Genomic DNA, 16,700 nt, shown 5'->3' with positions numbered 1-16,700 from the left:
CTGGCTCAGTGGGCCCTGGCCAGGCGGAGAAGCAGCAGGGTGGCGATGCCCAGCGAGAGCCCGAGCATGGCCAGGCGGCCATTCCAGATCTCGGCTTGGGGGGTGAAGCCCCGGCGCCAGGCGTTCAGCTCTTCCGGCCCCACTTCAACGGGCTGGCTGGAGCCGAGCCCCTCAGCAGCGGCTGGTGATGCTGCAAGAGAGCTGTTCGGCAGCAGTGCATTCTCTGTGGTGTCAGCTGAAGCCATCCACCCCCTTAACAACGGGTTCGGCCACCATAAAGGGATCAAAAGCAAGGCTGTTGCTCGTAGAGCGCGTCGCTTTGCTGCAATGGCAGGCGGGCCGCCACACCCAGGGCCGTGCTGCTGCTGGATCCGGCGGCAAGCCGCTGGGCTGCTGCCACGCCGATCATGGCGGCGTTGTCGGTGCAATAGGCAAGTGGTGCCCGGCGCCAGTGCAGCCCCAGCGCGCCGCAGCGTTCCTCCAGCCGCTGGCGCAGGCGTTGGTTGGCGGCCACCCCGCCCACCAGCACCAGGGTGCCGAGTCCCTCGTCGCGGGCGCAGCGGCAACTGCGCTCCACCAGCACGTCGACCACGGCCAGTTCGAAGCTGGCGGCCACATCAGCCAGATCCTGCGGAGCCAATTCCCCAGTTGAAGGCGGATCCGCCGGCCCCGCGGCACCGGTGCCGGCGCGCAGCGACTGCACAAGGCGGAGTACGGCCGTCTTCAGCCCGCTGAAGCTGAAGTCGTAGGGGTGGTAGCCCCCTTCCGGCCTCGACACGCGCCCTTTCGGCAGTGGAAAGCGCAGGGGATCCCCCAGCGCTCCGGCCGCCTGGATCGCCGGACCGCCGGGATACCCCAGCCCAAGCAGCCGTGCCACTTTGTCGAAGGCCTCGCCGGCCGCGTCGTCGTGGCTGCGGCCCAGCCGCCGGTAGTGGCCGGCGCCGTCGACGCGGATCAGCTCGGTGTGGCCGCCGCTCACCAACAGCACCAGGAACGGACCCTCCGGCAGGGGGTCTCCCAGGTGGACGGAACAGAGATGGCCTTCGAGGTGGTGCACCCCCACGAAGGGACGATCGTGCAGCCGCGCCAGCGTGCGGGCTGTGACCGAGCCCACCAGCAGGGCCCCCACCAGGCCCGGCGCCACGGTGGCGGCGATGCCGTCGAGGTCGGCGAAGCCGAGGCCGGATTCGGCCATCACACTGGCGATCAACTGGGGCAGCGCCTCCACGTGCCGCCGCGAGGCAATCTCGGGCACCACACCTCCCCAGCGGGCATGTTCGGCGATCTGGGAAGCCACGGCACTGGCGAGCACCTGCTCGCCGCGCACCACGGCCGCCGCTGACTCGTCACAACTTGTTTCGACGGCCAGAACGGTGTTCAAGTGCCTCCATGGCCTCCCTTACTCTCCGCAAGTGACATCCTGCCCGCTGGCAGGCCATTCCCCGGATCCGGATACGATGCGCCGCCTTTTCGCCGTTCTGATTTCCGCCCTGCTGATCTTCGGCTTCGCCCCTGTGGCCCATGCCGATGTGGCCGGGCTCACCCCCTGCTCCGAAAGCCCCCGCTTTCAGCAGCGTGCCGCCGCCGCTGCCACTCCGCAGGCCAAAGCCCGCTTCGAGATGTACAGCCAGGCCGTGTGTGGCACCGATGGCCTGCCCCACCTGATCGTTGATGGCCGCTGGAGCCATGCCGGCGACTTCATGATCCCTGGCATCGCCTTCCTCTACATCGCCGGATGCATCGGCTGGGCCGGTCGCGTGTACCTGCAGGCCATCCGTGGCAGCAAGGACGCCACCATGCGCGAGATCCAGATCGATGTGCCCCTCGCCCTGAAGAGCACCATCGCTGCAGCCACCTGGCCTCTGGCGGCCTTCAGCGAATTCACCAGCGGCAAGCTGCTGGAATCCGATTCCAAGGTCACCGTTTCACCGCGCTGAATCCCGGTTCAGTCGCCCCATCCCTCTGTTCTCCATCCGGAGCACGCCCATGAAGAAATTCCTCACCACAGCCCCTGTTTTCGCTGCGATCTGGTTCACCGTCACCGCCGGAATCATGATCGAATTCAATCGCTTCTTCCCGGATCTTCTCTTCCATCCCCTTTGATCCGCTGGCTTCCAGCCGGAGGCTCTGAACGTCAAAAGCGGCCGTAAAGGCCGCTTTTTTGTGACTTGCACGTTGTGACTGGCGCTGGCGCTTCAGCTGCCGGCCAGTTGCAGCAGGGCTTCCAGCTCGCCGATGGCGGTATCCAGGTCGCCGTTCATCACCACGGCGTCGAACTCAGCGGCGGCGGCCAGTTCCTCCCGGGCCCGGCGCAGGCGCCGTTCGATCGCGCTGTCGTCGTCGGTGCCGCGGCCGCGGATGCGCCGCTCCAGTTCCTCCAGCGACGGAGGTTCGATGAACACCTGGAATCCCTGCGGGAAGCTGCGCCGCACCTGGCGGGCCCCCTCCAGTTCGATTTCCAGCAGCACCGGTTGCCCCTGGGCCAGATGCTCGCTGACGGGCGCCCGTGGCGTGCCGTAAAGGTTGCCGGCGAATTCCGCCCACTCCAGCAGCCCTTCGGCAGCCACCTGCTGCTCGAACTGCTCCCGGCTCATGAAGAAGTAGTGCTCCCCGTCCTGTTCGCCGCTGCGGGGCGCGCGCGTGGTGGCGGACACAGACAGCCAGATCTGCGGATGGCGCCGGCGCAGCGCGGCCACGAGCGTGCCCTTGCCCACGCCGCTGGGGCCGGTGATCACCGTGAGTTGTCCCGGACCCGCCGCTGCTGTCTTTGTTGCTGCCATTGCCACTGCCGCTGCCTCCGCCATCAGGCCCTCGCACGTGAGCCAGCAGAGTAAGGGGCTTCCCTGTCCACGCGGTTCCCTTGACCTCCCGGACGCTCCAACCCATGGACGTCACCACCTTGCGGGCGGTGCTTGCCGAGCTGCGGCCGCAGCTGTTGCCCAGCCGCTTCGAGAAGGCCCAGCAGCCCAGCGCCCACAACCTCCAACTCGGCTTTCGCGCGCTTGATGGTCGTCACTGGCTGGAGCTGAGCTGGTGGGCGGATGCGCCGCGCCTGCTGCCGATCGACCCTCCCGCCCGGCGCGGTGAGGGCAGCACTCTGGCCCAGCAACTGCAGCACGGCCTGGGCGGCCTGGCGCTGGTGGCGATCGATCAGCACGGCTGGGAACGGGTGGTGGAGCTGGGCTTTGCCCCCCGCCCCGGTGAGGCGATCTGCCGCACGCTGGTGGTGGAGCTGATGGGCCGCCACAGCAACCTCTTCCTCCTGGATGGCCAGCGTCGGGTGGTGGCCCTGGGCCGCCAGGTGAAGCCGAACGAATCCCGGCTGAGGCCGATTGCCAGCGGCGACACCTACAGCCCGCCGCCGCCCCTGCAGGCCGATCCCCCCGATGCCGGCGAAGCTCTGTGGCACTGGCGTCGGCGCCTGCAGCTCCTGCCGCTGCCGCTGGGCAAGGCGCTGCTGCAGAGCTACCAGGGGATCAGTCCTGCCCTGGCCCTGCAGTTGGCCGGCGATCATCCCGACACATCCACGGCGCTGCTGAAGCTGCCGGTGGAGCAGCTCAGCGAGCTGCAGTGGAGTGCCCTCTGGGTGGCCTGGCAGCAATGGCTGGGCGACCTGGCGGCGGACCGCTTTGGCTTCGTCACCGGTGGAGCCACCGCCTACCGCTGCTGGGGCGCCGAGCTGGCCGGCCCGGTGGGGCGCCCGCTGGCGCAGCTCTACGACCGGCAGCTCACAGCCCAGGCCTTCCAGCTGCGCCACGATCAGCTGCAGCGGCGCCTGTTCACGGCCCGGGATCGCCAGAGTGCCCAGCGGGCCGAGCAGCAGGCGTTGCTGGAGCAGGCCGCCGGCTGCGACCAGTTGCGGCGGCAGGCGGATGCCCTGCTCTGTCTGGCCGACCCCAGCCGCGAGCAGGTGGCTGAGGCACAGGCTCTCTATAAGAAGGCGCGCCGCCTGCAGCGCTCCTCCGCCGTGATCACCACCCTGCTGGAGCGTCACGACCTGCAGCTGGAGCGCATTGAGGCCAGCCTGGCCTTTCTGGAGCTGCACCGGCCCGAGGAGACCACCCCCCATGCCCTGCGCGGGGCGCTGGAGGATCTCGCCGCCCTCGAAGACGACGTGGAGGAACTGCTCAGCGTCGGCGGCCGCGAGCGGGACAAGGGACGAAGCAAGGCGCGCGCCCGGCGGCATCCCCTGCCATGCCAACCGCTGGAGTTCCTCACTGCCGGAGGGCTGCGCGTGCAGGTGGGCCGCAACCATCGCCAGAACGAATGGATCAGCCTGCGGCAGGCGCGGCGCGGTGATCTCTGGTTCCATGCCCAGGAGTGCCCGGGCAGCCACGTGATGCTCAAGAGCTCGGAAGCTCCCGCCACCGACGCCGACCTGCAGGCGGCGGCCGATCTGGCCGCCCGCTTCAGCCGTGCCCGCGGCAATGCCCGTGTGCCCGTGGTGATGGTGCCCAGCGACCAACTGCAGCGCATTGCCGGAGCCGGACCCGGCACCGTGCGCCACCGGGGCGGCGAGGTGGTCTGGGGCGATCCCGGCCGCGGCGCCACCCTGTGCAGTCGCTCCTTAGGCTCAGCTCCAGCGCCTGCGCCATGAGCGACTCCCCCCTCCCCGCACCTCCCCCACCGATCCGGGTGCCACCGGCGGATGAGTTTCCCGCCGAGGTGGAGATGAGCCTTGTGGACCACCTTGAGGAGTTGCGGCGGCGGGTACTGCGCAGCCTGCTGGCGGTGGTGGTGGCGGCCGGCGGCTGTCTGCTGCTGGTGAAACCGCTCGTTCGGCTGCTGGAACTGCCCGCCGTGGGCATGCGCTTCCTCCAGCTCGCCCCAGGTGAATTCCTGTTTGTGTCGATCAAGGTGGCCGGCTATGCCGGCCTCACGCTGGCGCTGCCCTACGTGCTCTACGAGGCGCTGGCCTTCGTCTTGCCGGGTCTCACGCGCCGGGAGCGGCGACTGGTGGCGCCAGCCGTGGCGGGGTCGGCGGTGCTGTTCGCCGCAGGGCTTGCCTTCGCCTGGTGGGCGCTGGTGCCGGCGGCGCTGCGGTTCCTGGTCAGCTACGGCGCGGATGTGGTCGAGCCGATCTGGTCGATCGAGCGCTACCTCGATTTCGTGCTGCTGCTGATGGTGGCCACTGGCCTGGCCTTTCAGCTCCCGGTGCTGCAACTGCTGCTGGGTGCCTTCGGCCTGATCCGCTCCGACGCCATGTTGAAAGCCTGGCGCTGGGTGGTGCTGGTGGCGGCCCTGGCCGGCGCCGTGCTCACTCCTTCCACCGACCCCGTCACGATGCTGCTGCTCACCGGCTCGATCACGGCCCTGTTCCTGGTGGGTGTGGCCCTGGTGGCCCTCACCGAGCGGCTCCGGCCTGCGGCCAGCGGCGCCTGAGGCCAGGTTCAGAGCAGGAATTCACTGCTGCGCCCGCCCTCGGCCGGCTCCAGGGTGAGGCTCATCGCCCGTCCCAGTCGGGGTTTGTCGCGGGTGGTGGTGAGCCACTGGCGCACCTGATCGGCCACCCCGAGGCCGTTGAGCAGCTCGATCAGCTCCTGCAGCTTGGCCTCATAGCCCTCGGCATCGAGCGGAAAGGACTGCTGCTCCAGGTAGGCCCACATCACCTGCAGGTAGAGGCGGCCGCGCCGCTGTACCAGCTGGAGGTCGTAGGACGCGTGCCAGCGCTCACGCAGCACCTGCATCACTTCATCGAGCCGGAGGGGGGCGAAGCGGCCGCTGGAGCCGGGCTCAGCAGCCGGATCAGGCAGGGACACGGCGGCGAGGGTGAGGACACTCCACAACAGCATGTTGCGCCGCAGGCGCAAGCTGCGTCCTGGCAAAACGTGACGGCCAGGGCAACGTCCATAATGGGCGCCTCGTTGCTTCGGCACCCAGGAACGTTCCGTATGACCCAGATCCCAGTGAGCGATGTGCCCGGAATGGGCCGTCGTCAGTTCATGAATCTGCTGACTTTCGGCTCCGTCACTGGTGTCGCACTGGGTGCTCTCTACCCCGTCGCCCGTTACTTCATTCCCCCCCGGCCCGCCGGCGGTGGCGGTGGCACCACCGCCAAGGATGAACTGGGCAACAACGTCACCGCCTCGGGCTGGCTCAGCACCCACAAGGAGGGTGACCGCAGCCTCGTGCAGGGCCTGAAAGGTGACCCCACCTACCTGCTGGTGGAAGGTCCCGACGCCATCGGCAGCTACGGCATCAACGCCATCTGCACCCACCTGGGTTGCGTGGTGCCCTGGAACAGCGGTGCCAACAAATTCATCTGCCCCTGCCACGGGAGCCAGTACGACCCCACCGGCAAGGTGGTGCGTGGTCCTGCTCCGTTGTCGCTTGCCCTGGCCAACGTCTCCGTCGAAAGCGACAACGTTTTCCTGAGCACATGGACCGACACCGATTTCCGCACCGGTGAAAAGCCCTGGTGGGCCTGATCGTCCGACCGTCCATCTCCTCCCGTCGCCCGTCCGCCCACCCCATGCGCCGCACCCTTTCCCTGCTGCTCTCCACCGTCCTGGCTTCGGCCGCCCTCTTCCTGGCGCCTTCTGCCTCCTGGGCCTACCCCTTCTGGGCCCAGCAGAACTACGAGAGCCCCCGCGAAGCCACCGGCAAGCTCGTCTGTGCCAACTGCCACCTCGCCAAGCTGCCCACCCAGGTGGAAGTGCCCCAGGCCGTGATGCCTGACACCGTGTTCAAGGCGGTGGTGAAGATCCCGTACGACACCAGCGTTCAGCAGGTGGCCGCCGATGGCAGCCGCACGGGCCTCAACGTGGGTGCGGTGCTCATGCTCCCTGATGGCTTCACCCTTGCTCCCGCTGATCGTCTCAGCGACGAGCTGAAAGAGGAAACCGCCGGGGTCTACGTGACCCAGTACAGCGACGACAAGCCCAACATCCTGCTGGTGGGCCCCCTGCCGGGTGACCAGCACCAGGAGATCGTCTTCCCCATCCTCTCCCCCGATCCCGCCACCGACAGCGCCATCCACTTCGGCAAGTATTCGGTGCACGTGGGTGGCAACCGCGGCCGTGGCCAGGTGTACCCCACCGGTGAGAAGAGCAACAACGGCGTCTTCACAGCTCCTGCCGCCGGCACCGTGAGTGCCATCACCGCCGGTGAGAACGGCGCCAGCGTCGTGGAGATCCGCACCGCCGACGGCACCACCGTGAGTGAAACCATTCCGGCTGGCCCTGCCCTTGCTGTGGCTGTGGGCGATGACGTGGTGCTCAACGGACCCCTTTCGGAAGATCCCAATGTGGGCGGCTTCGGTCAGCTGGATTCCGAGATCGTGCTGCAGAACCCTGTGCGCATCTACGGCATGCTCGCTTTCTTCGCCGCCGTTGCTCTCGCCCAGATCATGCTGGTGCTGAAGAAGAAGCAGGTGGAGAAAGTGCAGGCTGCCGAAGGCGTCTGAGGCTGACCCCCATCTGCTGAGCCGTTTCCCTTGGCGCTTCTTCCCCCAGCCCTGCCGACGGCGATGTTCACTTCACCGGGGCCCCTGCTGTTCCAGCTGGGGCCTTTCTCCCTGCGCTGGTATGGCCTGCTGATTGCCGTGGCGGTGCTGCTCGGCCTGATGCTCTCCACCAGGCTGGGCCGGCGGCGCGGCATCGAGCCGGCCATGATCGCCGACCTTCTGCCGATTCTGGTGCTGGCTGCTGTGCTCGGTGCCCGCCTCTACTACGTGGTGTTGGAGTGGCGCCAGTATCAGCTCAACTGGCTGGATGCCCTGGCCATCTGGCAGGGGGGCATTGCCATCCATGGCGCCCTGATCGGCGGCTCACTGGCGGTGGTGGTCTACTGCCGCTGGCGCAAGCTCGCCTTCTGGAATCTGCTCGATGTGCTCGTTCCCTCGGTGGCCCTGGGCCAGGCGATCGGCCGCTGGGGCAACTTCTTCAACTCCGAAGCCTTCGGCCTGCCCACGGATCTCCCCTGGCGGCTGTTCATTCCAGCGGTGAACAGGCCGGCCACCTTCATCGACGAGCAGTTCTTCCACCCCACCTTTCTCTACGAATCGCTCTGGAACCTGGCGGTGGTGGCGTTGCTGCTCACCTTGTTCCAGCTTGGTTCGCGGGGCCGCATCGCGTTGCCTGCCGGGGCGCTCAGCTGCATTTACCTGATCAGCTACAGCCTGGGCCGCTTCTGGATCGAAGGACTGCGCATCGATCCGCTCTGCCTGTTCTCCACCCCGCCCTTCTGCGAAGGCGGCCTGCGCATGGCGCAGCTGATGAGCCTGCTGCTGATCGCGGCCGGATCGATCGGCCTGATCTGTTTCTACCGCGGAGCCCGTCGCCTTCAGAGCGAGTCTGGCCCCAGCGAACCTTTCCAGGGCACCAACCCTTGACCACTTTCCCCAGCCAGCCGGAAGCCACCCCGTCGGAACCGGCGGCGGTCACGATCGTGGGAGCAGGGCCCGGCGCCCCTGATCTGCTCACGCTGCGGGCAGCCCGTGCCATCGAAGCGGCCGAGGTGCTCGTCTGGACCGATTCCCTGGTGTCGCCCCAGATCGCAGCCCTGGCCCCGGCGAGCGCTGAACGGATCCGCACCAGCACCCTCACCCTCGAGCAGGTGCTTGAGGTGCTGATCGAGCGGGCCCGCGCCGGCAAGCGGGTGGTGCGACTCCACGATGGCGACCCCTGCCTCTACGGGGCGCTGGCGGAGCAGGTCAGCAGGCTCACCGAGGCGGGCCTGGTGGTGGAGGTGGTCCCGGGTCTCAGCGCCTATCAGGCCACGGCGGCAGCGCTGCAGGCTGAGCTCACCATTCCTGGCCTGGTGCAGACGATCGTGCTCAGCCGGGCTTCCGGACGCACCGGCGTGCCGGAGAAGGAATCCCTGGAACGCCTGGCGGCCCTGGGGGCCTCCCTCTGCCTGTATCTCAGCGCACGCCATGTGGAAGAGGTGCAGGAGGTGCTGCTGGCGCACTACGCCGCCGACACCCCGGTGGCGATCGGCTACCGCGTCAGCTGGCCCGACCAGTGGATCACTGTGGTGCCCCTGAGCGAGATGGCAGAAACGAGCCGCCAACGCCAGCTGATCCGCACCACCCTCTACGTGGTAAGCCCTGCTCTCGACGCCCCCCAGCAGGCCCGCTCGCGTTTGTACTCCTCCTCCCACACCCATCTGTTTCGCCCCGGTGGGAAGGGACTGCCTGTCGATCAGGCCGCCAGCGACTGCGGGCAGCTGGCTGAATCCTCCCCCGCGTCCTTGCCGTAGAGCTCGGCCTCAAAGCGGTCGCGGGCGAAGCTGCAGCCGCTGCGCGCCACGATCGCCTCGAGATCCAGTGCTGCCACCCCCAGGCAGCAGGTGCCTCCCGGCGATGGCGTCACGTTGAACACCAGCCCGGGCCCGGCTTCGATCCTCACCTCCCCGAGCATCAGCTTGAGGGCCTGCTTGTCGATCAGCTGGGGGCGCACCCCTCCATAGCCTTCGGCGAAGCTCAGGTCGTTGAGCGCCATGCCGGGAACGATCTTGCGCACATCGCGCAGAAACAGCCGTCGCCGCAGCCAGGGCACCTCGAACAGCAGGTTGCGCACGATGTAGGCACGGATGTCGCTGTTGCCGAGCAGTTGCCACAACACCGCCAGCACGGCCAGGTCGAGCCTGAGCACCTCAAGGAATTCGAAGAACGAGCCGAGCCGGTAGCGCTCGAGCAGGGGCAGCAGCAGCGCGGTGGGGCCGAAGCGCGTCTGGCCGGGAGCTCCCACATCGGGGTCCCCGTGCAGGGCGGCGAAGGGCAGCTTGTCGTTCTGCACCGTGTAGACCTTGCCGTTCAACAACTCGGGGGTGAAGTAGAAGCTGCCGGCCACCGGCAGGCAGGAGTAGCGCAGTCCGTGGCCCATGCGCTGGGCCATCAGCAGGCTGTGGGCGCCTGCATTCACCACCACATGCCGCGCCCGCCAGAGCTGGCGGCCCGCCGCCTTGCTCTGCGTCTCCACCAGAAACGTCTCACCCTCGGGGGTGATCGTCTCCACGCTGGTGCCGAGGGCCAGGTCGATGCAGCGCGCGCTCCCCTCCACAGCGGCGTGGGCCTGGCGCACGAACGCGGCCGAGAGCGCTTCGTAGTCGACGGCGGTGGCGGCCTCACGGATGCCGATCGCCACCAGTTCCTCGCTGCGTGGCACGCCATTCACCAGCGCCACCGCTGGCTCCCAGGCGGCGATGTCCTCTTTCTCCAGCAGCTGCATCGCCGGAAAGTGAGGCGAAAACAGTTCAAAGCGCTGGCGCAGGCTGGCGCATTCCAGCTCGCCCACCCCCAGCACCATTTTCGGGGTGCGGAACAGGCAACGCTCACGCTCCTCGACCTCCAGCAGGTCGCCGAAGCGCACGACCATCTCAGCCGTGCGCTTCACCCGCAGCGCCTTCTCCAGGGTGTAATTGGTCTCGATGTCGCCGCAGTGGATCGTCTGGCTGTTGCTGGTGGCCTTGGAGTTCACCTGGGCCAGCTGCTCATAGCGCTCGATCAGCGCCAGCCGGGGCAGGTCGGTGTAGCGGGCGAGCTCGAAGAGCAAGGCTGTGCCACAGACCCCGCCACCCACCACCAGCACGTCCACCTCCCGCGGCGTCGAAGCCTTGGCGGCCTCGGTTCCCTGCCCCGCAGGCTGGGGGGAGGTTGAGGCCGGGGCGGACGCACGGATCGGAGAGACAGAAGACACGCGGTAGCGGCGAAACAGAGGGTGCGCAGGCCATGTTCGCCGATCCTGTGCAGGCGGGCGTGGCCATTGGCGGAGCGCTTCAACGGGCTGCATTGAGCACCGCAATGGCGCCGGCGAGCATCAATGCGGCGGCGGGCAGCCGCAGCCCGCCCCGCGGTTCGTCCAGCAGCGTGACGCCCACCGTGGCGCTCATCAGCGTGCTCAGGCGCTTGATGGCGATCACATGCACCACGGCGGTCTGGCGCAGCGCCTCCATCTGGCAGACCATGCCCACCGCCCCGGTGAGACCGCAGAGCAACACCAACAACAGCAGCCCCTCAGAGGTCGCTGCCGCAGCCAGCCGTGCGGTGCCCCCTCCTGAGCCGGTGAGCTCGGGGGCCAGCAGCGGTACAGCCACCACCAGGTTGAACAGCACCACCCAGGTGAGTGAGCCACCGGCGTTCACCCCCACCTTGTCGAAGGCGGCGCCGAGGCCCCACAGCACGGCCACCACCAGCATCGAGCGTGCCCCCGGACTGCTCAGCAGGGGCAGGCCACCACCCGTGCCGCGGCCCAGCAGCAGGGCTCCCAGCACCAGCAGCGCCACACCCGCCAGGGCCGCCGGTGCTGGCCGCTCCCCCAGCAGCCACCAGCCGCTGAACAGCAGCACCAGGGGCGAGAGGTTGATCAGGGGCAGCACCAGGCTGAGGTCGCCGCGGGCGAGGGCGCGCCCGTAGGCCCAGAAGGCCAGGGCGTTCACCAGCCCCCCGGCAGCAAGGGCCAGCAGCAGACGTGTGCCGTCGCTGGGCCAGCCGCCTGGGGCCAGCAGCAGCCATGGCAGGGTCAGGCCGGCACTGATCAGGCAGCTGAGGCCCATCACCCGCGCCGCCGTCCAGCCGCTGCGCTGCAGCAGGCGGCGGACGGCCAGATCGCGGCCGCTTTCGCAGCAGGCCGTGAGCAGGGCCAAGGCGGGCCAGGGAAGCAGCAAAGGAAGCGGGGGAAGGACAGGCTGGGTGGCGCCGCCCGTGTTTTAAGATCCAGGGGTGCGGGCGATTAGCACAGCGGTAGCGCACTTCCTTCACACGGAAGGGGTCACTGGTTCGAGTCCAGTATCGCCCATAACTTCTCCACTATTTCCTTACTCAATTCTCCGGAAACTTTCAATTGTTTCGGTCCGGGAGAGACCAGCTCAGTCAAGCCAGCACTGGATTTCCCACCAGGCTGGCGTGCAACAGATCCATCACCTGGAGGATCTGGTCGTGTTGGGCGGCGGGGATGGTGAGGTGGCTGGCCAGATCCTCGAGGATCCGCTGTTCCTCGGCCACCAACTCGCCGTCGGAGCGCATGATCTCGGCAGCCACGGTGAAGGCCGTGAGTCGCTGCCGCGGATCCAGCACGGCGGAGGCATGCTCCATGAGCTGGCGGGAGCCTTCCAGGCGCAGCTGGGCCAGCAGGCGGTCGAACAGCTGGATCATTTCAGCGTCCGACATATGGCGGAAGGGTTCGCGGTAATCGAGCGCATGGCGCAGAGCACGCGAGCCTGCCTTGGTGAGCACCCCATCCCAGGACACGGCCGCCAGCGCCACGGCCACGAAGGCGGTGGGTGAATCCATTGGTTGCATTGCGTTCATCACGTCCTGTGCTGGGAGCTGCGCCATTGCCTTCAGCGGAGTCATGGCGGTGATCGAAGCCAACGCCATTGCGGCCGCTCAGGCAGGCCTCCATCTGTCATGGCGAACGGCTGGGGCCTGTGGTGTGAGCTCCGCTACCAAGCGCCACCAAGCTCAGGATTCCACCACAAGCCGCAGGCCGGCGGCTTCCGCCAGCGGCTCCCGGCAGGCCGCCAGGCTCCAGCGCTCCAGGCTGAGATCCTGGGTCGGATCGGCGGAGATCAGGCCGATGCGCAGCTCGCCGCCACGGCAGCGGATGCGCAGGTCGTCCACGGCCGGCACGGGCCGCCGATCCAGCGAGGTGGCCAGCCGCAGCAGCAGCGCCATCGCATTCACCGTGCGCCGCTGGTCGCGGCCGGGGATCTGCAGCCAGGCCTCGTGGCGCTTCTTCGGCAGGCTCTTGCGGTGGTAGCGGGCGATCGCCGCCACCATCAACTGCTCGCTTTCGGAATAGCCCAGCAGGTCGCAGTGCCGGATCAGATACCAGCTGTGCTTGTGGTAGGCGCTGATGTTGATGTGCTGGCCGCAGCTGTGCAGCAGGGCGGCGGCCCAGAGCAGTGCCCGCCCGTTGCCGGCGTCGTCGTGCAGCACGCCGCGGGTCTTGTCGTAGAGCAGCAGGGCCTGCTTGGCCACGTGTTCGGCGCGGCGCTGGTCGACCCGGTAACGCCGGGCCAGATCGAGCACGGTGCGCTGCCGGATGCCGCTCTGGTAGGCGAAGCGGTCCACGATCAGGTCGTGGCGCAGCATCCAGTCGACGATCAGGCCCTCGCGCAGGGCCCGCTCACTGATCACCAGTTCCCGCACCTGCAGCATCGCCATCGCCTGCTGCAGCACCAGGGCCCCCGGCACGATGATCTCGGCCCGGCGTTCATTGATCGGTGGCAGCGCCTTGCGTTGCTCCAGGGTCAGCGTGGCCAGCTGGTTCACCTGGGCGTCGATGCGCTCCCGGCTCACCCGGTAGCCCTGCAGCCGCGTCGGCGGGCGCTCCTCGCTGGCGGCACAGAGCGCGGCCAGGGCCAGGGCCGTGCCGCTCGTGGCCACCATCACCGGTCGTTCCCCCCGCCGTAGCCGCCGCTTCACCCGGTCCACCGCCGGCTCCAGTGAGCCCTGGATGAAGGCCCGCAGAAAACTGAGCCGTTCCGGCGTCACCGGATCCTGGGTGATGAAATCCCGCTGCAGCCGCACCGCACCCAGCCGCGTGCTGGTGAGCTCCCTGGCATCACGGCCGTCGGCCAGGATCAGCTCCGTCGATCCCCCGCCGATGTCGAGGATGAGGTGGGGGTCATCGCCGAAGGCCATGCCCGAGAGCACGCCCAGGTAGATCAGCCGGGCTTCCTCAGGGCCGCTCACCAGCTCCACATCGAGGCCGAGCTGCTCCTGCACCGCCTGCACGAACTGGCGGCCGTTGGGGGCCTCTCGCACGGCACTGGTGGCGGCAGTGAGGATCTGCTCCACCCCGTGGCTGGTGGCGAGCTCGCGGCAGTGACGCAGGGCCAGGAAGGCGCGCTCGATCGCCGCCGTGCTGAGGTCGCCCGTTTCCGGATCGCGCTCGCCCAGGCGGGTGGTGGATTTCTCCGCCTGCACCACGCGAAAGGTGCGCAACACCGGATCGACGGCGGCGATCAGCAGGTGGATGGAATTGGTGCCGATGTCGATGGCCGCCACGTGGCGCAGACCAGACCCTTCCGGGCGCTGCTCGGCGGCCTCCGGCAGGGCCTCCAGAGCGGCCGGCTGAGCCGGCGCCTCTGTCTGAGCCGAGTCAGTCGCTGAGGCGCTCAGCGTCGCCGCTGCGGGAGAAGGATCGGAACGGGCCATCAGCCGTCGGAACCGGCGCAGTCGGCGTCACTTTGCCATTGCAGGGCCGGTGAACCCCGGTTCTACGCTCCCTCCATGCACATCCTCGGAGCCCTGCGGGGGTGGATCGAGTTGCTGCGCTGGCACAAGCCCAGCGGTCGACTGATCCTGCTCATTCCGGCCGGCTGGGCCCTCTGGCTGCTGCCGCAGGGTCCGCCTCTCCCCTCGCTGGTGGCCTTGATCGTGGTGGGAGGCCTGGCGGTGAGCGGCGCGGGCTGCGTTGCCAACGACCTCTGGGATCGCCGCATCGATCCGCTGGTGGAGCGCACCCGCACCCGGCCCCTGGCCAGCGGCCGGGTGCGGGTGGCCAGTGCCGTGCTGCTGCTGCTGCTGTGCCTGCTGCTGGCCCTGGCGGTGGTGCTGTTGCTGCCACTGCCCGGGCGGCAACTGTCGCTGCAGCTGGCGCTGCTAGCCCTGCCGCCGGTCCTGCTTTATCCCTCCGCCAAGCGCTGGTTCCCCTTCCCCCAGCTGGTGCTCGCCCTGTGCTGGGGCTTCGCGGTGCTGATCCCCTGGGCCGCCGCCAGCGGCAACCTGGCCGGCGGCTGGCCGCTGCTGCTGGTCTGGCTGGCCACCCTGCTGTGGACCTTCGGCTTCGACACCGTCTACGCCATGTCGGACCGCAGCGATGACGCGGCGCTCGGCATCCGCAGCAGTGCGCTCACCCTGGGTGCGGCCGCCCCCGGCGCCGTGGCCCTCTGCTATGGGCTCACGTCGCTGCTGCTGGCCGCCGCTGCCGCGCTGCAGACAGTGAGCTGGCCCTTCTGGCTGCTGTGGGCTGCCGCCTCGCTGGGCATGCAGAGCGAAGCCTGGCGCCTGCGGGGCACGCCGCCGCGCTCCCGCTTCGCGCAGCACTTCAGCCGCCAGGTGCTGCTGGGCGGGGTGTTCTGGTTGGCCTTGGTGGTCGGGAGGCTGCCGTGAGCGCCGCCGGCCCGCTGCCAGCCCTGCGGCGCGGTGATCGCGTGCGGCTGGTGGCGGCCAGCTCCGCCCTGGCTGAGCTGGGCCGCCTCCAGCAGGGGGTGGCGGTGCTGCAGAGCTGGGGCCTCACGGTGGAGATGCCCTTCGATCCCGCCCGTCGCTGGGGCTATCTGGCCGGCCACGACCAGCAGCGCCGCGCCGATCTGCAGCCGGCGCCGCTGCTGGCCTGCGTGCGGGGCGGCTGGGGCGCCGCCCGCCTGCTGGAGCAGCCCCTGCCGGAGGCCGACGGCTGGCTGCTGGGTTTTTCTGATGTGACCTCCCTGCTCTGGGCCCGCCAGGCCCGTGGCCAGGCGGGCGGGGTGCATGGGCCGCTGGTCACCACCCTGGCGGCTGAACCCGACTGGAGCCGCGAGCGCCTGCGGGCGCTGTTGTTCGGCGAGCCCGTGCCCCCCCTGACCGGGGACACCTGGTGTGCGGGGGTGGCGCAGGGTCCGTTGCTGGTGGGCAACCTCACGGTGGCCACCCACCTGCTCGGCACGCCCCACCTGCCGGACCTCGACGGCGCCATCCTCGTGCTCGAGGACGTGGGCGAAGCGCCTTACCGGATCGAGCGCATGCTCACCCACTGGCGCCTGTGCGGCGCCCTGCAGCGATTGGCGGGCATCGGTTTCGGCAGTTTCGAGGCATGTGAAGACCCCGAGAGCGAGACGCCGGCGGCGGGGGTGGCGCAGGCTCAGGCACTGCAAGACATGGAACCGCAAGCCGAGGGCCCTGACCTTCAGAGGCCCCAGGCTGCGTCCCAGCGCTTCAGCCTCGAGCAGGTGTTGCGGGAGCGCACCGCCGACCTCGGCATTCCCGTGCTGGCGGGCCTGCCGCTGGGGCATGCGCCCGGCAATGGGGCCCTGCCGCTGGGCGTACGCGCGCGGCTGGGTGACGGCGCGCTCAGCCTGCTGCCCTAGTGGCAAGCACCGCCGCAGCAATGGTGAGATCGAAGGGGGTGGTGAGCTTGATGTTCGAGGGGGGGGCCTCGATCACGCCCACCGGCCAGCCCAGCCGCTCGAACAGGGCCGCGTCATCGGTGACGCTCCAGCCCGCCTGCTCCGCCTGGGCATGGGCCTGGCGCAGCCGCTCAAGCGGAAAGCCCTGGGGGGTCTGGGCTGCCCACAGCTCGCTGCGGTCGGGGGTGGAGAGAATGACCTGCTGACCGTCCACCCGCTTGATCGTGTCGGTGACGGGGGTGGCGGCGATCACGGCCTCGCCGGCGTGCACGCGCGCGGCACAGCGGCGGATCAGCTCCGGTTCCACCAGGCAGCGGGCTCCGTCGTGGATGAGCACGGCGCCTGCAGCGGCGGGCAGGGCCGCCAGCCCGCGGCTCACCGATTCCTGGCGTGTGTCGCCCCCTTCGATCCAGCGCACGGGGCGATCGGGCTGCGCCGCCGCGATCATCGCCTCCACATCCGCCTGATCCACGGGTTGGCCCACCACCCCGATCCACTGGATCGCCTCACAGGCCAGCACCGCGTCCAGGGTCCAGGCGAGCACGGCGCGCCCGGCCACGGGGAGCAGCAACTTGTTGCGCTGCGACCCCATACGCCTGCCGCTGCCGGCCGCGGCGATCAGCAAATGCACAAGCGGCTCCCGA

19 protein-coding genes and 1 tRNA gene are annotated in these 16,700 nt (G+C 69.0%); 11 read left to right on the top strand and 9 right to left on the bottom strand.

All coding sequences use genetic code 11. From position 1 onward, the window contains the following. Nucleotides 1-5: 5 nt before the first annotated feature. Both ACWJI3_RS08400 and tsaD read right to left on the bottom strand, forming a co-directional pair. Entirely contained in the window at nucleotides 6-245 is a 240-nt protein-coding gene (locus tag ACWJI3_RS08400; protein WP_094510282.1) for a hypothetical protein, read from the bottom strand. A gap of 38 nt (nucleotides 246-283) precedes the next feature. Continuing rightward, nucleotides 284-1,381 (bottom strand): tRNA (adenosine(37)-N6)-threonylcarbamoyltransferase complex transferase subunit TsaD, encoded by a 1,098-nt coding sequence (tsaD, locus tag ACWJI3_RS08395; RefSeq protein WP_094510283.1) that lies wholly within the window; start codon nucleotides 1,379-1,381, stop codon nucleotides 284-286. 76 nt (nucleotides 1,382-1,457) lie between these two features. Here tsaD and ACWJI3_RS08390 point away from each other — a divergent pair, with 76 nt between their 5' ends. Next, nucleotides 1,458-1,937 (top strand): Photosystem I reaction center subunit III, encoded by a 480-nt coding sequence (locus ACWJI3_RS08390; RefSeq protein WP_094510284.1) that lies wholly within the window; start codon nucleotides 1,458-1,460, stop codon nucleotides 1,935-1,937. Between the two features lie 49 nt (nucleotides 1,938-1,986). Next, a complete protein-coding gene (gene psaJ / locus ACWJI3_RS08385; RefSeq protein WP_011935127.1) occupies nucleotides 1,987-2,103 on the top strand; it encodes a photosystem I reaction center subunit IX in 117 nt (38 codons plus the stop codon). 92 nt (nucleotides 2,104-2,195) lie between these two features. Here the strand turns inward: psaJ and gmk are convergent, their stop codons facing one another. Further along, nucleotides 2,196-2,780, bottom strand: coding sequence for a guanylate kinase (gene gmk / locus ACWJI3_RS08380; RefSeq protein ID WP_480203439.1), 585 nt, complete (start codon nucleotides 2,778-2,780; stop codon nucleotides 2,196-2,198). Between the two features lie 104 nt (nucleotides 2,781-2,884). Between gmk and ACWJI3_RS08375 the strand changes: the two genes are divergently transcribed. Then, nucleotides 2,885-4,597: an Rqc2 family fibronectin-binding protein gene (locus ACWJI3_RS08375; RefSeq protein ID WP_094510286.1), complete on the top strand. Its 1,713-nt coding sequence runs from the start codon at nucleotides 2,885-2,887 to the stop codon at nucleotides 4,595-4,597. Continuing rightward, complete coding sequence (tatC, locus tag ACWJI3_RS08370) at nucleotides 4,594-5,382, top strand: twin-arginine translocase subunit TatC (RefSeq protein WP_255099807.1); 789 nt, start codon at nucleotides 4,594-4,596, stop codon at nucleotides 5,380-5,382. The genes ACWJI3_RS08375 and tatC overlap by 4 nt, the downstream gene beginning before the upstream one ends. An 8-nt stretch (nucleotides 5,383-5,390) precedes the next feature. Here the strand turns inward: tatC and ACWJI3_RS08365 are convergent, their stop codons facing one another. Beyond that, nucleotides 5,391-5,792: a DUF3067 family protein gene (locus ACWJI3_RS08365; protein ID WP_480203584.1), complete on the bottom strand. Its 402-nt coding sequence runs from the start codon at nucleotides 5,790-5,792 to the stop codon at nucleotides 5,391-5,393. Between the two features lie 99 nt (nucleotides 5,793-5,891). Here ACWJI3_RS08365 and petC point away from each other — a divergent pair, with 99 nt between their 5' ends. The 4 genes from petC (at nucleotide 5,892) to cobM (ending at nucleotide 9,201) form a co-directional block, all read left to right on the top strand. After that, nucleotides 5,892-6,428, top strand: coding sequence for a cytochrome b6-f complex iron-sulfur subunit (petC, locus tag ACWJI3_RS08360; protein ID WP_094510288.1), 537 nt, complete (start codon nucleotides 5,892-5,894; stop codon nucleotides 6,426-6,428). Between the two features lie 44 nt (nucleotides 6,429-6,472). Next, nucleotides 6,473-7,405, top strand: coding sequence for a cytochrome f (petA, locus tag ACWJI3_RS08355; protein WP_094510289.1), 933 nt, complete (start codon nucleotides 6,473-6,475; stop codon nucleotides 7,403-7,405). A gap of 63 nt (nucleotides 7,406-7,468) precedes the next feature. Next, the gene (gene lgt / locus ACWJI3_RS08350) at nucleotides 7,469-8,332 is read left to right on the top strand and encodes a prolipoprotein diacylglyceryl transferase (protein ID WP_255100043.1); all 864 of its coding nucleotides are present in this window, start codon (nucleotides 7,469-7,471) and stop codon (nucleotides 8,330-8,332) included. Beyond that, nucleotides 8,329-9,201 (top strand): precorrin-4 C(11)-methyltransferase, encoded by an 873-nt coding sequence (gene cobM, locus ACWJI3_RS08345; RefSeq protein ID WP_255099803.1) that lies wholly within the window; start codon nucleotides 8,329-8,331, stop codon nucleotides 9,199-9,201. Before lgt ends, cobM begins: the two co-directional genes overlap by 4 nt. Here cobM and ACWJI3_RS08340 read toward each other — a convergent pair. Together ACWJI3_RS08340 and ACWJI3_RS08335 are read right to left on the bottom strand one after the other, a co-directional pair. Further along, nucleotides 9,144-10,640: an FAD-dependent oxidoreductase gene (locus tag ACWJI3_RS08340; protein WP_480203438.1), complete on the bottom strand. Its 1,497-nt coding sequence runs from the start codon at nucleotides 10,638-10,640 to the stop codon at nucleotides 9,144-9,146. The genes cobM and ACWJI3_RS08340 overlap by 58 nt on opposite strands. 79 nt (nucleotides 10,641-10,719) lie before the next feature. Then, complete coding sequence (locus tag ACWJI3_RS08335; RefSeq protein WP_480203437.1) at nucleotides 10,720-11,586, bottom strand: EamA family transporter; 867 nt, start codon at nucleotides 11,584-11,586, stop codon at nucleotides 10,720-10,722. An 80-nt stretch (nucleotides 11,587-11,666) separates the two neighbouring features. On the opposite strand from ACWJI3_RS08335, the gene ACWJI3_RS08330 reads away from it, so the two are divergent. Continuing rightward, a tRNA-Val gene (locus tag ACWJI3_RS08330) sits at nucleotides 11,667-11,738 on the top strand. A gap of 74 nt (nucleotides 11,739-11,812) precedes the next feature. Here the strand turns inward: ACWJI3_RS08330 and ACWJI3_RS08325 are convergent. Then, nucleotides 11,813-12,232: a tellurite resistance TerB family protein gene (locus ACWJI3_RS08325; RefSeq protein ID WP_480203436.1), complete on the bottom strand. Its 420-nt coding sequence runs from the start codon at nucleotides 12,230-12,232 to the stop codon at nucleotides 11,813-11,815. A 171-nt stretch (nucleotides 12,233-12,403) separates the two neighbouring features. After that, nucleotides 12,404-14,104: a Ppx/GppA phosphatase family protein gene (locus ACWJI3_RS08320; RefSeq protein WP_255140980.1), complete on the bottom strand. Its 1,701-nt coding sequence runs from the start codon at nucleotides 14,102-14,104 to the stop codon at nucleotides 12,404-12,406. A gap of 75 nt (nucleotides 14,105-14,179) precedes the next feature. Here ACWJI3_RS08320 and ACWJI3_RS08315 point away from each other — a divergent pair, with 75 nt between their 5' ends. Continuing rightward, nucleotides 14,180-15,061, top strand: coding sequence for a 4-hydroxybenzoate polyprenyltransferase (locus tag ACWJI3_RS08315; protein WP_255099798.1), 882 nt, complete (start codon nucleotides 14,180-14,182; stop codon nucleotides 15,059-15,061). Further along, complete coding sequence (locus ACWJI3_RS08310) at nucleotides 15,058-16,017, top strand: S66 peptidase family protein (RefSeq protein WP_480203435.1); 960 nt, start codon at nucleotides 15,058-15,060, stop codon at nucleotides 16,015-16,017. The genes ACWJI3_RS08315 and ACWJI3_RS08310 overlap by 4 nt, the downstream gene beginning before the upstream one ends. Here the strand turns inward: ACWJI3_RS08310 and ispD are convergent. Continuing rightward, entirely contained in the window at nucleotides 16,001-16,687 is a 687-nt protein-coding gene (gene ispD, locus ACWJI3_RS08305; RefSeq protein WP_094510296.1) for a 2-C-methyl-D-erythritol 4-phosphate cytidylyltransferase, read from the bottom strand. The two genes, ACWJI3_RS08310 and ispD, sit on opposite strands and share 17 nt — an antisense overlap. Between the last annotated feature and the right edge of the window lie 13 nt (nucleotides 16,688-16,700).

This window comes from Marcopretia estuarina LEGE 06307, from assembly GCF_056633115.1.
Note: the sequence above shows the minus strand (reverse complement) of the source record. Positions and strands in the feature narration are given on the sequence as shown.

Excerpts from the sequence above, each read along its gene's own strand:
- gmk (WP_480203439.1), bottom strand. The coding sequence starts at position 2,780 with ATGGCAGCAACAAAGACAGCAGCGGCGGGTCCGGGACAACTCACGGTG.
- ACWJI3_RS08325 (WP_480203436.1), bottom strand. The coding sequence starts at position 12,232 with ATGGATTCACCCACCGCCTTCGTGGCCGTGGCGCTGGCGGCCGTGTCC.
- ACWJI3_RS08390 (WP_094510284.1), top strand. The coding sequence starts at position 1,458 with ATGCGCCGCCTTTTCGCCGTTCTGATTTCCGCCCTGCTGATCTTCGGC.
- lgt (WP_255100043.1), top strand. The coding sequence starts at position 7,469 with ATGTTCACTTCACCGGGGCCCCTGCTGTTCCAGCTGGGGCCTTTCTCC.
- tatC (WP_255099807.1), top strand. The coding sequence starts at position 4,594 with ATGAGCGACTCCCCCCTCCCCGCACCTCCCCCACCGATCCGGGTGCCA.
- ACWJI3_RS08315 (WP_255099798.1), top strand. The coding sequence starts at position 14,180 with ATGCACATCCTCGGAGCCCTGCGGGGGTGGATCGAGTTGCTGCGCTGG.
- ACWJI3_RS08320 (WP_255140980.1), bottom strand. The coding sequence starts at position 14,104 with ATGGCCCGTTCCGATCCTTCTCCCGCAGCGGCGACGCTGAGCGCCTCA.
- ACWJI3_RS08400 (WP_094510282.1), bottom strand. The coding sequence starts at position 245 with ATGGCTTCAGCTGACACCACAGAGAATGCACTGCTGCCGAACAGCTCT.
- petC (WP_094510288.1), top strand. The coding sequence starts at position 5,892 with ATGACCCAGATCCCAGTGAGCGATGTGCCCGGAATGGGCCGTCGTCAG.
- petA (WP_094510289.1), top strand. The coding sequence starts at position 6,473 with ATGCGCCGCACCCTTTCCCTGCTGCTCTCCACCGTCCTGGCTTCGGCC.
- ACWJI3_RS08375 (WP_094510286.1), top strand. The coding sequence starts at position 2,885 with ATGGACGTCACCACCTTGCGGGCGGTGCTTGCCGAGCTGCGGCCGCAG.
- psaJ (WP_011935127.1), top strand. The coding sequence starts at position 1,987 with ATGAAGAAATTCCTCACCACAGCCCCTGTTTTCGCTGCGATCTGGTTC.
- ACWJI3_RS08365 (WP_480203584.1), bottom strand. The coding sequence starts at position 5,792 with ATGCTGTTGTGGAGTGTCCTCACCCTCGCCGCCGTGTCCCTGCCTGAT.